17 protein-coding genes are annotated in these 14,519 nt (G+C 43.1%); all 17 read right to left on the reverse strand.

Annotated features, from left to right (window positions below):
• Positions 1 to 15: 15 nt before the first annotated feature.
• Positions 16 to 279, reverse strand: coding sequence for a EutN/CcmL family microcompartment protein (locus IGI50_RS19125; protein WP_010744272.1), 264 nt, complete (start codon positions 277 to 279; stop codon positions 16 to 18).
• Positions 273 to 572: a BMC domain-containing protein gene (locus tag IGI50_RS19130; RefSeq protein ID WP_010744271.1), complete on the reverse strand. Its 300-nt coding sequence runs from the start codon at positions 570 to 572 to the stop codon at positions 273 to 275. Before IGI50_RS19130 ends, IGI50_RS19125 begins: the two co-directional genes overlap by 7 nt.
• 97 nt (positions 573 to 669) lie before the next feature.
• Positions 670 to 1,506 carry an ethanolamine utilization protein EutJ gene (eutJ, locus tag IGI50_RS19135; RefSeq protein ID WP_438778440.1) on the reverse strand — a complete coding sequence of 279 codons (837 nt, stop codon included), beginning with the start codon at positions 1,504 to 1,506 and terminating at the stop codon, positions 670 to 672.
• Between the two features lie 32 nt (positions 1,507 to 1,538).
• Positions 1,539 to 2,105: a hypothetical protein gene (locus IGI50_RS19140; RefSeq protein ID WP_438778148.1), complete on the reverse strand. Its 567-nt coding sequence runs from the start codon at positions 2,103 to 2,105 to the stop codon at positions 1,539 to 1,541.
• Positions 2,105 to 3,244, reverse strand: a complete 1,140-nt coding sequence (locus IGI50_RS19145; protein ID WP_438778149.1) for a 1-propanol dehydrogenase PduQ — start codon at positions 3,242 to 3,244, stop codon at positions 2,105 to 2,107. The genes IGI50_RS19140 and IGI50_RS19145 overlap by 1 nt, the downstream gene beginning before the upstream one ends.
• The gene (locus tag IGI50_RS19150) at positions 3,231 to 3,680 is read right to left on the reverse strand and encodes a EutP/PduV family microcompartment system protein (RefSeq protein WP_438778150.1); all 450 of its coding nucleotides are present in this window, start codon (positions 3,678 to 3,680) and stop codon (positions 3,231 to 3,233) included. The genes IGI50_RS19145 and IGI50_RS19150 overlap by 14 nt, the downstream gene beginning before the upstream one ends.
• Positions 3,677 to 4,021, reverse strand: a complete 345-nt coding sequence (locus IGI50_RS19155) for a BMC domain-containing protein (RefSeq protein ID WP_010744266.1) — start codon at positions 4,019 to 4,021, stop codon at positions 3,677 to 3,679. The genes IGI50_RS19150 and IGI50_RS19155 overlap by 4 nt, the downstream gene beginning before the upstream one ends.
• 12 nt (positions 4,022 to 4,033) lie before the next feature.
• The gene (gene cutD, locus IGI50_RS19160) at positions 4,034 to 4,984 is read right to left on the reverse strand and encodes a choline TMA-lyase-activating enzyme (protein ID WP_028020145.1); all 951 of its coding nucleotides are present in this window, start codon (positions 4,982 to 4,984) and stop codon (positions 4,034 to 4,036) included.
• A 24-nt stretch (positions 4,985 to 5,008) separates the two neighbouring features.
• The gene (gene cutC, locus IGI50_RS19165; RefSeq protein ID WP_070510078.1) at positions 5,009 to 7,549 is read right to left on the reverse strand and encodes a choline trimethylamine-lyase; all 2,541 of its coding nucleotides are present in this window, start codon (positions 7,547 to 7,549) and stop codon (positions 5,009 to 5,011) included.
• Positions 7,550 to 7,563: 14 nt separating this feature from the next.
• Positions 7,564 to 8,985, reverse strand: coding sequence for an aldehyde dehydrogenase family protein (locus IGI50_RS19170; protein ID WP_438778151.1), 1,422 nt, complete (start codon positions 8,983 to 8,985; stop codon positions 7,564 to 7,566).
• A 12-nt stretch (positions 8,986 to 8,997) separates the two neighbouring features.
• A complete protein-coding gene (locus tag IGI50_RS19175; RefSeq protein WP_438778152.1) occupies positions 8,998 to 9,303 on the reverse strand; it encodes a BMC domain-containing protein in 306 nt (101 codons plus the stop codon).
• Between the two features lie 11 nt (positions 9,304 to 9,314).
• Entirely contained in the window at positions 9,315 to 9,611 is a 297-nt protein-coding gene (locus IGI50_RS19180; protein ID WP_010744261.1) for a BMC domain-containing protein, read from the reverse strand.
• A gap of 12 nt (positions 9,612 to 9,623) precedes the next feature.
• Positions 9,624 to 9,908, reverse strand: a complete 285-nt coding sequence (locus IGI50_RS19185) for a hypothetical protein (protein ID WP_438778153.1) — start codon at positions 9,906 to 9,908, stop codon at positions 9,624 to 9,626.
• A gap of 1 nt (position 9,909) precedes the next feature.
• Complete coding sequence (locus IGI50_RS19190; RefSeq protein ID WP_010744259.1) at positions 9,910 to 10,920, reverse strand: DMT family transporter; 1,011 nt, start codon at positions 10,918 to 10,920, stop codon at positions 9,910 to 9,912.
• 11 nt (positions 10,921 to 10,931) lie between these two features.
• Entirely contained in the window at positions 10,932 to 11,216 is a 285-nt protein-coding gene (gene eutM, locus IGI50_RS19195) for an ethanolamine utilization microcompartment protein EutM (RefSeq protein ID WP_028020141.1), read from the reverse strand.
• Positions 11,217 to 11,785: 569 nt separating this feature from the next.
• The gene (locus IGI50_RS19200) at positions 11,786 to 12,631 is read right to left on the reverse strand and encodes a MerR family transcriptional regulator (RefSeq protein ID WP_438778154.1); all 846 of its coding nucleotides are present in this window, start codon (positions 12,629 to 12,631) and stop codon (positions 11,786 to 11,788) included.
• A gap of 310 nt (positions 12,632 to 12,941) precedes the next feature.
• Positions 12,942 to 14,375, reverse strand: coding sequence for a cryptochrome/photolyase family protein (locus IGI50_RS19205; RefSeq protein ID WP_070510092.1), 1,434 nt, complete (start codon positions 14,373 to 14,375; stop codon positions 12,942 to 12,944).
• Between the last annotated feature and the right edge of the window lie 144 nt (positions 14,376 to 14,519).

The raw sequence follows: 14,519 nt of genomic DNA on the forward strand, positions 1-14,519 counted from the left end.
CGCTTCCGATCCTTTCTATACAGATTCACAACTTTCATCAATAATACCGATTACCGCCGCATCTACTGGAATCGCATCATTTTCCAGCATTCTTCTGGCGGCACTCCCGCAGGTGACAATCACGCGATCACCGATTCCAGCTCCGATGACATCACAGACAATCAGCTGTTCGCCATCACGAGAACCGCCAATTACCTCTGCAATCATCAGCTTTAACCCATTTAGCTGCTCCGATTTGCGTGTCGCCCAGATATTATCGATCAATCGTGCCGTTACCATTTTCGTTCCTTGTCTTTTCGTTTGATTTCTTCAATGGCTGACTCAACGGATGCGGTATCGCCAAAAATTGCCAAAAGTATCATATTTTGCGGACAGCTGCCACGAATATCCTCCACCGTCACACCGACAGCTTTTTCCGCGACATCTGCGGCACAAACCATTTCGATCAGTTTCCCCTGTACGAGTCCCACTGCGTCTGGTGTTTCCAAAGCCGATTTTGGTCCTGAGCCTTTGCGGCGATTCAAGATGGCTAGGGTGCCTTCACCAGGAGACTTAATTATGCGACAATCCATTTTACTGTTCCTCCTCTACCTCAACTGCTCTGCTCCGGCAATATGATAAAAGAATAAAAGTCCTGCTTTGAGACTTTTAGCTTATTGCCAGATTCGCCTACAATATTTCATCCGTACAGCTCAACGCGATCCCTAAAGGCGTTACGAACATGGGGTTTAACGGTTTATAGGTCTTAATTCCTGTTTTTGACTCGATGATTGTTTCGATTCCTGTCAAACAAGCTGTCCCACCAACTAAATACAGTCCATCAATTTCGAAGCCCTCGATTTGTGCTGTGATGATCGTGGCGATTTTTTCTACTACTGGCTTTAAGACCCCGATCAGCTCTGAATGATTGTTCTGATCTCGTTTGTAAAGTTCCGCTTCAGAAAATGAAAAACGATAGGCCCCGGCGGTGACTAGTGTCAAGTGGGTCCCCCCAGTTGCGTCATCTGCAACTTTTACTACCTCTCCATCCTTAATAATGGAAATCCCCGTTGTTCCGCCGCCGATATCGACGACCGCACCATTTTGAATGGATAAAACTTGATTGGCAGCAGTTGGTTCGTCTAACACATTGGTTAACTCAAAGCCCGCACCTTGAACCACATTTTTTATCGCTCCACCATCCAACGCATCGGTTCCTGGGGGAATCGCCGCTGCTGCGTAAATTAATTCGGTGTCCAGCTTTTCCTCTAGCTCCGCCTTTAATTCTTTGACGATACTGATAGCGCCGATATAATCAACGACCATCCCATCTCGGACAACATCAGCATAGCGATAAGCTCCCGCCACAGGTTGGAAATTTTCGTCCATAACAGCCAAGACGATACAGGCTGTCCCAAGATCGACACCGGTATAGTAAATCCCTGTCGCGCTTTTTTTCGGCTCTTTAATTACTGCTTCAAATTCTGCGACTAATTGGTCACAGGCCTTTCTATCGTTCATGATCATCACAGAAATTTCCTCCGACTTTTAGAAATTTTTTAAAGGTTTTGTAGCTGATCTTCTGCTTGTTTCATCCAGTAAATCAGTTTTTTTAGAGCGAGCTCTTGTTCTGCTGAAACAAAAGCTTGTAAGGTCCCCGCATAAGCAGCCGCACGATGCAGACTTAAAATTACTTTGCCGCCTGGCTGAAAAAGGAGCGCTTCATTTAATTCAGAAAGGTCATTCTCTTCATCAGAAGCAGCTTCCGACAGCTCAAGCTCATCAAATTTTTCTTCCTTAATGCGAGTTACTGTTTGTGCTAAACCAACGATTCGACGGCTGGCTGCCGTGCTTAGTTCATTTGCTTTCAACGCGGCTTCCCATAGCTCGATCTCGAGTAAAGAAAAAAAGTTTGCTCTTTTAATCGCAACTTCCCTTTCCTTCGTGTCATTCCCTTCAGCATGACTTCCTAGTTCTGATCTGCCCTCGCTAATAAGCTTAATCTGATGATCTGACAGAAACTGCTTTGCTCCGGGGGTTAGTCGCTCATTCGTATCTAAAAATAGTTCTTTAAAAGGCTGGTGACGGTTCTTCACTTGCAGCTCTTGTTCTGTGACGTAGCGCATCAATGACCACCTCGACAAATCCTAGAGTAAATACCTGCCAGATCCTCACAAGTTACTTTTCGAGGATTCGTTAACGTGCATTTATCCTTTAACGCAGCTTCGGTCATTTCGGGAATAGCCGCAAGAAACGCCTCTTCGTCAATCCCTAGCTCAGTGACATATTTCGGCACCTCAAATTTCCGCGTCAGTTTCTGAATCCCCGCGATAAGCAGGCTCACCGTCGTCCGCTCAGTCATAGAGCGAAGTCCTAACAGGTTCGCGGCTTCTGCGTATTTCGTTAAAGCTGGTGAAGCGAAGTCACCCTCTATTCCTGCATTGAATGAAATCACATGGGGTAATAGAATGGCATTCGCACGACCATGCGGGATATGAAAACGTCCACCCAGTGCGTGCGCCAAGCTATGACAAATCCCTAATGACGCTTCACTAAACGCCATACCCGCTAAACAAGAAGCATTGTGAATTTTTTCTCGCAGCTCTTTGTTTTCGCCATCTGCAACAACCTTGTCTAGATCCTGCCATATGATCCGCATCGCCTTTTCCGCACAGGCATCGGTGAAATCTGTTGCATCCGTTGAAACATAAGCTTCTAATGTGTGCGTCAACACATCGATCCCTGTATCCGCAGTCACTCCGCTTGGTACAGTGAAAGTAAAAGCTGGATCAAGAATCGCGATTTCTGGAATCATTCCGTCATCTACTAAGGCATATTTTCCATTAACAGAGGGATCAGAAATCACCGCAAAGGAAGTCACTTCACTGCCTGTTCCACTTGTGGTGGGAACACAAATCAACTGTATCTTCTTTTCCTGTTCAACTTGCTGGTAGATTTGGCGAACTGCTTTGGCCGTATCCAGAGCAGACCCGCCACCTAATGCAAGGACCGCGTCTGGTTGAAACCCTGCAGCATAAGCCACTCCTTTTGTCACTACCTCAATCGTTGGATCAGGGACAATTTCAGAGAAAAGCTGAAATGCAATTTCACTTTCTGTTAGAATGGTCGTCACTTTTTTTACCATTCCGCTGACGACCATAAAAGGATCACAGATTACTAATACTCGTTGATAATCGAAATCCATTAAAGCGTTTATCGCTTGATTACCGGAATATATTTTTGTCGCCATTTTAAATGTTTCCATCGTCTCTCCCCCCTTCTAAAATAATTTTTTTAATTGAACACAGATTAGGCTTTGCTAAATCAAGCAAGCCGTCAATAGGATCTATACCACAGGAGAAAAGCTGCCCTTTCGCTTTTCTCAATCCTTCTTCCGTATAAGCTTCGTGATAAGTGATTACGCCATAAATAGGAATTCGAAACGCTTTTGCAAAATTCGGCGGGTAGCTGCGGCGACTCGCCGTAACTGGCTGCAGAAAGATACCGCAATCCGCCGACTGCTGCAGGGCAATGACATGCTTGTGCATCCAAGGACTTTCCAAATAGCTGTCAGGAACAATGATTGTCCGTTTGTGATAAACGATACTGGCGACTTTTCTTAACGGTTCTTCCTTTTCTTCAAAATAATTCGCCAAAGTCATTTTCCCACTACTTCGTGGACCCACTAAAAGAATTTTCATGTTCGAGTCACATCGACGACACTAAATTTCAGAACTTCTTTGAAGACTCGCAGCACTTCTCTTAAGCTAGTTTCTACGCTTTCTACATCACCTGTAATTACGACCGAGCCGGTAAAACGGTCTAAGAAACCAATCTCTACATCCGCTACCTTTGCTGCAGTATCAGCCGCTATCATCGCCGTTTCAAAAGGTGAGAGGGTCAAAATTCCGATGGCTCCCGCCTCATCAATCCCCAATGATTGATAGACACTGCCTATCGGCGCCGCGATGACATGCGCCAACGTAATCTGCTTGCCTGGCACCGACTCTTCAATCACTCGTTGCGCGATTATTTCTGACATGACTGCTCCTCCTTAATGTCGCACGACTCTGACCGGGAAATCATATTCAGCAATCCAGCCTTCAATCTGATCCAGCTCATTATCTGACAAGCTCGGATCGCCCTCCACAGGATAGTCCATCCCTAACTGGCCGTATTTATTGACGCCCAGCTTATGGTACGGCAGCAGATCGATCCCCTTAAAATTCGGCAGTTCCTTGTAAGGAAGTAAAAAGTCGACGATTTCCTTAATTTCCTCATGGCTGTCATTAATCATTTTCAACATCGGCATTCTGATCTGAACTTTGTAGCCACGTACCAGCAATTCTTTCAAATTCGCTAAAATTTTCTCGTTACTGATACCCGTTAATTCATTGTGTCGAACAGGGTCCATATGCTTCATGTCATATAAAAAGAGATCAGTGTAATCCGCCATCTCCAACAGCTTCTTCATCCCGCTATGGCCGCAGGTCTCAATCGCTGTATTGATGCCATCTGATTTACATGCCTTCAAAAGTGCCAATGCCGCTTCTGGCTGGGCGGTGCATTCACCACCACTAAAGGTTACCCCTCCGCCGGACATTTCGTAGAAAGCATCGTCTTCGTGGATGACCTCCATCAATTGTGAGATCGTTTTGATCGTCCCTGTAATGTTCAACGCCTTCTTAGGACAGGCGTCGACACATTTTTGACACCCGTTACAGGAAATATCGCGACGCACTTGATGTTTGCCCTTTTCATCCAGATAATGAATGCCTAAAGGACACGCCTCAACACACGTGCCGCAATCGTTGCACACGCTCTCTTTATACATGACTTCAAACTTACGCTTGATTCCTTCTGGATTGGCACACCACTGGCAACGCAATGGACAGCCTTTGAAAAAGACGATAGTTCTGATCCCAGGACCGTCATACAGGCTGTATTTTTGTACATTGAAAATCATCGCTTGCCGTTCAATCCGTTCCTCTTTCACATCAACCATCCATTCCAAGCTCCAGCTTATTTTCTAAAATTTTGTCAACATTGTCCGTGAGATAATTTCATCCTGAACATCTTTACACAGCTCTACGAAGAAGGCGCTGTAGCCCGCCACACGAACAATCAAATCACGGTATTGTTCAGGATGCTTTTGTGCCTCGATCAGCGTATTATTGTCCAAGTAGTTAAACTGCATTTCTCCATTTCCTAAATGACAAGCCGTTTTCAACAATGTAATCAGGCTTTCTTCTCCTTCAGGCGTATCCAACAGCCCAGACATGATCTTGAAGTTGTGTACCATTCCGATGTTCATGCTGTCATTAGACATTTTTGAGATGGATTTAATGATAGCTGTCGGCCCTTTGTAATCGGCTCCTTGGGTTGGACTGATCCCATCTGATAATGGGGTCCAAGCTTTTCGTCCGTTTGCGGAAGCACCCGTCAATTGTCCAAATGGTGTATTGTTAGAAATTGACAACGTTCCATGGCTCAAAACAGAATACAAGGTTTTGTATTTACGATGCTCTGATTCTGTAAAGTTGATCAAATCTGCTGCGATTAGATCGGCATAATCGTCATCATTTCCATACTTCGGCGCGTTCAAGCAGTCCGTTCTCATGCGGTCATAGTTCACGAAGTCCGCTTTTAATCCTTCGTTCAATTCCTGCAATGAATATTTTTTGTCATCAAAAACAAGTTTTTTGATGGCCGCCATTGAATCGGCGTACGTCGCTAAACCTGACCAAACAACTCCAGGACCAAAGTTATACATCGCCCCACCAGAAGAAACATCTTTTCCGTTTTCCATACAGCCTTCATACATGATGGACATTAATGGTTTTGGCGCTAGATCACGATGAACTCGTTGTGAAATGACGGTTGCCACATCTGTCCATTTAGTGATGTACTTGATCTCTTCTTTAACCGCCGCTTCGAATTCCTCATAAGTAGTAAAGCGCGACAGATCCCCCATATCTGGGCAAACTTGTTTCCCATACCACAGTGGAACACCCTTGTTTAAAACCAACTCGATACAAATCGGCCATTGTGTATAGGCAGTTGAGGTCCATTGATACAATCGACCCGATTTTTGCGGCTCCACACAGCCCATCAAGCAATAATCCCGAGCATCCTCGATCGAAACCCCTTTAGCCAGCATCATTTTGATGTGAGTATCATCGAAATGACAAGCTGGGAAGCCCATTCCTGCGCGAACCACATCAACGATTTTCTTCAAGTATTCTCGTGGTGAGTGATTATGGATTCGGCAAGCAAGAGACGGCTGATAAACCTTCACATGACGAACAGCATCCATTAACAAATACGTCAGCTCATTCGTCGCGTCACGACCTTGGCGTGTCACGCCGCCGACACACATATTGACAAACGGTTGGTATCCTGCGAAGAATTTAGACCCGCCTTCACTGGTAATCCACATCATTTCTGACATCTTAATCAACATACAGCCCGCCAGCTCAAAGGCTTGGAACTCGTTCATTCGTCCTTCTTCCAAGTCCGCTTTGAAGTATGGGTACATGTATTGATCGACCCGTCCGATGGACATTCCTGTTTGATTTTCTTCAACAACTAGCAAGGATTCAATAGTCCAAACAGCCTGAATCGCTTCCCAGAATGTTTCCGGTTTATGCGCTGGAACTTTACGATTAACCTCTGAAATTTTCAGAAGCTCGGCTTTACGTCTTGGATTGGTTTCCTTTGCTGCAAGCTCCGCAGCATAATCAGCCATACGACGGGCATAGATCATTACACCCTCTGTCGTATCAATGATTGATTTATAGAAGTAGATTTTTTCAATATCCTCTGGATTTTCATAGTCAAGCTCTTCCAAATGGGCCTTCGCTTCATTTTGAATATCCAGCATGCCTTTTTTCATCAAGATTACATCGTAGCCAGGGTTCGAATCACCACCGCCATTTAACGCATGGTAAGAACAGTCTGAAACAAAGGACTCACCAGACAATTCCCAAACACCCGCTTCACGGTATTGGTCCTCGCAATATTCATCCACAGATTTACCCTTCCAAAATGGGAAAAGCTCTTCTCGCATGATCTTCTTGTCTTCGTCAGAAATGTAAAACGGGTCCTGTGGACGATTGCCGATCGTATCAATCTCATCCTCCATCCAACGCCAAGCGATATCTGGTGAAAATGCTCCGGCACGAGGTTTTCCATTGGGTGCCCCGACAATCAGTTCATGATCCTGAATCACTAACGGCGCTGTTTCACAGCAATAGCGGAAGCATTTCGCCCGCAAAACAATTTTTGGCATACCAGGATTTTCTTTAGCGATTTTCGTGATGGCACGGGCACGATAAGTCGTAATTGATGGAACCTGCTCTAAATAATTATCCTTTAAGGCCTGCAAACGTTTCGTAATCCCATTAGGAATGGCAGTTCCTTCTTCTGAGGCTAATGTTTCTGTTACGATGTCATCCTTTTTGACTTCATCGGAAACAGAGGCGAACATTTTCATTAGCGCCTGTCTTTCTTCCGAGCTTAATTCTTTGGTTGCTTCAGCCAGCTTGGCTGAAAATTCTTTGATATCCATTTATCTCCCTCACTTTACTGCTCCATAATTTTTTTCAAAAACTTTTCTAATAGTGCTTGTTCATCTAAGATCGGATCGTCTTTCACTTTTTGCCCATTAAAGGTCTCACCCTTTTTGTACCCAATCTCACGAACATACCTGAGGTCTCTGGCAGTGATGCTTTCTGCTTTAAACCCGCGTCCAGTCGTCAAACCACCTAAGATCAATGACACGGGCAACGTTGAATCCAGTCCGATTCCGGCTAAGCTCGCACCAGTGTTGACGAGCATACGGCCCACGGGTTTCTTTAATGCGAATTCGCGGATAATCGCTTGATCCTTAGAATGAATCGCTAGTGTATGACCGTTCTGCTTTTCTTTTAACAATTGAATACACTTGTCACAGGCGTGAATCCAATCTGATTCCAAGTAGAAAGTCAGAATCGGACACTGAAGAGCCGTTGCGAATGGATTCTCGTCAAAAATATACGGCTGTTCCGAAACTAGTACACGTGTTTCTTCAGCGACAGTAAATCCGGCCAAATCAGCCAATACCTTGGCTTCTTTCCCAATAAACGCGGGATTGATTTCACTGCCTAAATACAGATGTGCTAGCAGCTGCCGCTCTTCTTCCCCACTCATGAAGTGAGCTCCCGCCTGCATCATCTGCATTTTTACCTCACTGGCAATCATACTTTCCGCAATCACAAACTGCTCAGCAGAAGGCAAAAGTCCATTATCAAAGGCTCGGCTGGAGATTATTTCTTCTGCAGCCTGTTGAATATCCGCAGTTCGTTCAATGAATACCGGTGTAGAACCGCTGCTCCCATAAATCATCGGTTTTGCTGCAGTTTTCAAATTGAAATACGCAGGACTACCGATATTGATAACCAAAGCTACTGATTCGTGTTTCATCATCGCTTCAATTCCTTCTAGCGCTGTGTTTTCCATGAGACAAACACTTGATTGAGGAAATCCAGCTTTTACAGGTTGAAAAATGTCAAAAAGCTTTGAAGCAATGGCTTCTGTTTTGCCCGTAGGAATTAAAATGACTGAATTTCCAGATTTTAATGCGCTTACAGTCGCAAACAAAGCATTTAGCAGAATATTTTCTGCTGGCAGAATCACTGCAATCACTCCCAGCGGCACGCCAATATGTTTTAGTGAACCTTCTGTCTCCAAAGAACCAATGGTCTGCTCTTCCAACGCTTCGCTAAGCTGCCCTAAAAAGGATTGCCATAGCTGTAATTTATCCTTCTCATTTCCTCGCTTTGTCTCAGTCACTTCATAGGCGACCAGCTCCGGTAGCTGTTGCTTTACTTCGCCTAGGAGTTGTTCGAGCATGCGGTCAATTGTTTTCTGATCATATTCCCGCAATAAACATTGCGCGTCACGAGCGGATTCTGCTAAGATACGGGCTTCTTGGATCGATATTAAATCTTTATCCACAAATTCCATGCGTTCCACTCCTTATGCTGGAAGCAGCTGCTCCAACGAATAACGATCAATGATTTTTCCTAAATCAATATGAGGACTAGCAATAACGACAGAGCTGTATACTTCAGCACCCATCTCCTCAACTGCTGCGACTCCTGTTTCCACAGCTGTTTTACAGGCTGCGACATCGCCTCTTACGATGACCGAAATGTAGCCAGAGGCTACATTTTCATAGCCGACTAGTGCTACATCAGCCGCCTTGCACATCGCATCGGCCGCTTCTAAAACAAAAACTAACCCGAAGGTCTCAATTGCTCCGATTGCTTCGTATCTTTCCATATTCCCACTCCTTATTGATCAATGTCGTGAACAGAAACAATATCTCCCACCGCTCGGATGGGTCTTGGCATCACGTTTTGCGCGGTTAATTTACCGATCGCTTCAGCAGCGCTAGCACCAGCTGCCACCGAGGCCTCGACTGCCGCCACATCTCCTTTGATCATGATTGTGACTAAAGTCGATCCAATGTTTTCATAGGAAATCAGTTCTACATTTGCTGCCTTCAGCATTTCATCACAAGCCTTTAGCGCAGGAACTAATCCGATCGTTTCAACCAGTCCTAGTGCTTCTTCACCCTTGTACCTCACCTTTTTGCCTCCTTACATTTTTCGATATGCCGCGTCCACATATTTCATTACAGTGCTTCGTCCATCCTCTGTAATCTTGTAGCGCATCACCAATTCATTCTCTTTATCCAAATCGTAGCTAGTCATTTCGACTAAACCATTCGCCTCTAAAGCTAATAAATGATCCAAATACATTTTTTCGTTAAACTGTTTTTCACTTCCATAGTCTTTTTTTAGCGCGGTCATTACTTGCTTTACATCCACTTCAGTATCGTCAGACATATGATTTAAAACAGCCATTCTGCTTGGTAGTACCATCCTATGCATCTCCTTTTCTGATTAAATCTAAAGGATTCATCGTAACGATAATCGCCCCTAATACGATGACAATTGACCCAATGACGATCGTTGCCGTTAACGTTTGTCCTAAGAAGATTACGCAGAACAAAACGCCCCAGAAAGCATACGTTACGTTTAGAGACATTCCGATCGCACAGCCTACCATCGAATTCGCTTTGTACCAGCAAACGAAGGAGACTGCCGCACTTAAACCAGATAAAACCAGCCACAAAATCGGGATACCAGCCGTTAAGGTACCGCCTAACAAATTCATTCCCCCCACAAGAGGAACGATTAGTACTAGAACTACCAAACCAGAAATCAATTCTCTGAGGTTCACTGCTACGTCTGTATCAATCATGGCACCGCCAAAGCTAGAGAACACGCCCTCAAGTCCCCAGCAAATTGCCGCGATCAATGCACAGATGATCCCCAACGTAAAGTTCGGTGCCCCTTCTGGTTTCACGAAGTTGATGATGATGGCACCAACCACACACAAGACCATTCCGAAAACAACGCGTTTTGTCGGACGTTGCTTCAAGAATATCCAAGCGAACAATGCGCCAAAAAGGCTACAGGTTGCTGAAATCGGAATCGCGTAAGCTCCAGCCATTGCTAGACCGATCAAATATGCGCCGTTTGCTACTGGTCCCCCAAGTAAAAAGCCGATCACCAGCATTTGTCCCGGCTTTGTTTTCAATGTACGAGATAATTCCTTTAAACGCCCCTGCTTCGCGTTATAGAATAAAAGCCAGATTCCTGCAAAAAAGTCATTTAAACCTGAACAAACAAAAGGTGCCGCTAAAAAACCCGCTGCGCTAACCAATGGATCATACCCGCTGGCAACCATTACTAACGTGGAATAAATGCCGTAAGTTAAACCGGAAATTAACCCATTACTTATTCCAGCAACACGAAATTTTTTACCTACCGCTTTCATTTTTGTTTCTGCAGAAACTGCCGATTGCATGACACTTTTCTCACTATTCATATCAATTCCCCTTATTCATTCGTTGTATGCGGCAGAATGGATTCAACTTCCCCATGAGGACGTGGAATCACATGGACAGACAATAGCTCCCCTACTCGCTGTGCCGCTGCTGCTCCAGCGTCAGTTGCAGCTTTAACCGCTCCAACATCACCACGAACCATAACGGTTACAATACCGCCACCGACAAGCTCTTTTCCGATTAGAGAGACATTTGCCGCCTTGACCATTGCGTCTGCTGCTTCAATCGAGCCCACGAGTCCTTTTGTTTCTACCATTCCTAATGCATCGTATTTCATTTGAGTTCCTCCCATTTGCGTTAAACACGCAATTAATTTTTCCTTCTTCACTTTAGATTGTTCCCTTACGGTAGGAGTCAACAAAATATTTTAAAAAAATTGTTCAATAGAACACAAACTTTTTTCTTGAAACAGAGAGTATTCTCAATTAACTGTACCAATCGAGAATCTACATCCGTTAACTCGGAAACAAAGCTTAGAATCTTCTTGTTTGTTCCCTTTAACTTATTTAAAATTATTTTTCTCTCAACGACTCGTGTCCCCATCTCAATTAATACAGAAACAACGAAAAAAAAAGAATCTCAGTAACAATTTAATCTTTTTTGAAAGGTAAAAGTAAATCATTTTAAGGAAATAAGTCATGAATGAAAACGTTTTCTTTGTTTTCTTTTTTTAAATAATCCTATTTTGACGGTCATTTCTTTGCATTTGTTATGAATATTCGGAAACCTTGCCCTTAGAGACAAGGCTCATTGACGTTTCAGATTTTCAGAAATTTTCCTCTGTATTTTTCATAAATTGATCAAAAGAAACAGCCAAGCATCATAAGGACGCTTGACTGTTTGCGCTTATCTTTTTGTTGCCGGAAGCATTATCTCTGTTACAAATTTATTCGGATCTTGAATAGACCAATAATCAATGACATATCGCTCATAACAGTTGGGTCCAATTTCATAATTGTTTTCGACTGCCCACTCTTCTATAAGACGATACTTTTCAGAAATTGTTTTATGATCACCTAAATGATACAAACAAGCAAAAATTTGACCGCCGAAATCCTGTCTTGGTATAAGCATTTTACTATTGCGAACCGGTTTTTGGATGACAGTCGCTCGTTGTATACTGCCATTCGCTTTTGAATGATAGTCACTAAAACTTAAGATAACAGGACCCGTAATCTCACTTTCAAAATGTTCTAGATAATTCGTCCACTCGATATTGATAATCGACGACTTGTAATCGTATTCAAAATCCTGTTCTAAAAAATAATAGGAATCACGATCAATGTACTTCAAACTAATGTTATTGATGTGGTTCTCCATTGCCATCGTTCCCTCATTGAGCAGTCCAACCCAATCGGACACTGACTCATGGCAATTTTGAATGCGTTCTTCTTCTCTTTTCAATTCATCCAGCTTACTTAAAAAATTTCGTTGGTGATAAAAATAATCTGTCGTGTCTGAAACACCTGTCATTTCCTGCAAACGAAACCCCATCTGCTTGTAATATTTCAAGATAGGTATCATCATTACTGTATCTTCACTGTAATAACGATAGCCGTTTTTCGGACTTACATGATCCGGTACGAGTAGCCCTAATTCTTCGTAAAACCGTAATGTTTTTCTAGAAACGCGACAGATTTCTGCAGCCTCCCCGATGCTATGCAGTTTTTTCGCCCCCATGTTCATTGTCATTTATCCAGTCACCTCCCACATAATTTCTCTAAAAATTATGGAGCGTTCTGTTATAGTTGTCAAGATAAATTATAATCTGCACTATAACAGCAGGACTTATTTTGTGAATAAATGTATTTGTATCAAGGCTTTTAACAATAACTTTTCTTTTAAAAGAAAAAAATAATAATCGAATAGTCACATGAAAAAAAATTAGGGTGATAAAACAGACAACGTCAATTTTTATCACCCTATACTTTCGTATCTATCCGTTATTTTATATCTAATTGTCAAACTAAACAAAAATAACATTTTTTACCATTCTATTCAATTAGATATCTTCATGCTCTTGTACCTCACGAGCGTATTCTTTACTCGCTTCATATTTAGCGATCGCCTTCTTCCGACGATCCTTATGATCAACAATAGGCAATGGATAATCCTCACCTAAAATTACACCGAACTCTTCCTGCTCCTCTTTTGTCAGCTTTTCTGGCTGATGAATCCAATTATTAGGCAATGCTACTAGTTCCTTTACGTATTTTCTGATAAATTTTCCCTCTGGATCAAATTTTTCCGATTGTGTTGTAGGGTTAAACACGCGAAAATATGGAACAGCATCCGTTCCAGTGGAAGCCGCCCATTGCCAGCCTCCTATGTTACTGGCAGGGTCATAATCGATCAGCATTTTCTGAAAATAACGTTCTCCCCAACGCCAATCAATCAACATATCTTTGGTTAAGAAGGATGCCGTAATCATTCTCAAACGATTGTGCATCCAGCCGGTTTCATTTAGCTGACGCATCGCCGCGTCGACGATCGGAAAACCCGTATTCCCTTGCTGCCACTTTTCAAATTTTTCTTGATCATTTTCCCATTGAATGAATCGAAACTGAGCTTGAATCGGTTCTTTTTTTTGGCGAGGTGCATTGGTATAAATCATGTTGTAGAAATCTCGCCAGCACAATTCTTTTTCAAAGGTTCGGCTCCCCTGCGTTACCTTTTCATCCTGTAAAACCTGCCACACTGTACGAACCGATAGCTCTCCTGTACGGAGATAGCGAGATAGATGGCTTGTTTGATCTAAGCTAGGAATATCACGCGCCTTTTCGTAGTTTGCGAGATATTTTTTTACAAATTTTTTCAACTGACGTTTTGCTGCTTCCTCACCAATCTCGGTATCCCTAGGAAAGCTCGAAACAAAATCCTCAAATATTTTTTCATCGTCTAAAAACAACGGCTTTGAGTAAATTAAATCTGGTTCGAATGATACCGCAACTGGTGTTTCCTTGACACGTTCCTTCCATTTGTTGTAATAGGGAGTGAAAACTTTGTAGTATTCTCCCTGCTGATTTTTTATTTCTCCAGCACCATGCAGATAATGATCTTGAAAACGAAAATACTCGATGTCGTTTTGTTTAAAGAACGCCTTTGCTTCCGCGTCGCGAATAGCACCATAACCTGTCGTATCCTCGTTAAAGTAGACCCTCCTCCAATCTGGTAAAGCCTCCTTTAATTTTCTGAACAGCTCTGCTGGATCGCCATATTGAATGTGAAGATGACTTGTTTGGTCGATCGTCTCCTTAAATTGCTTTACGCTGGCAAAAAAAGCTTGATGGTTTTTGCTATCTTCCAAAAACTGGTTCGGGTTGACTTGAAATAACAGAACCAACTCGTCCGTATCTGTTAAATCCTGAATCGCATGATACAAAGCTTTGTTATCCTGTATACGTAAATCCCGTCGAAACCACATTACTGTCTTCATAAAATGCCTCCTTCAACTGATTGATTCTCTCATTCGACGCTACCATATTTTTGCGGAAAAGGCATTTCAAACGTACTGCCTTGGTTACCATCCTTCCACTCATGGAGATTTCAAAATAACTGATCTGCTTTGTTTTTATTCTAA

Source organism: Enterococcus sp. DIV0170, from assembly GCF_051710765.1.
Lineage (GTDB): Bacteria > Bacillota > Bacilli > Lactobacillales > Enterococcaceae > Enterococcus_A > Enterococcus_A raffinosus.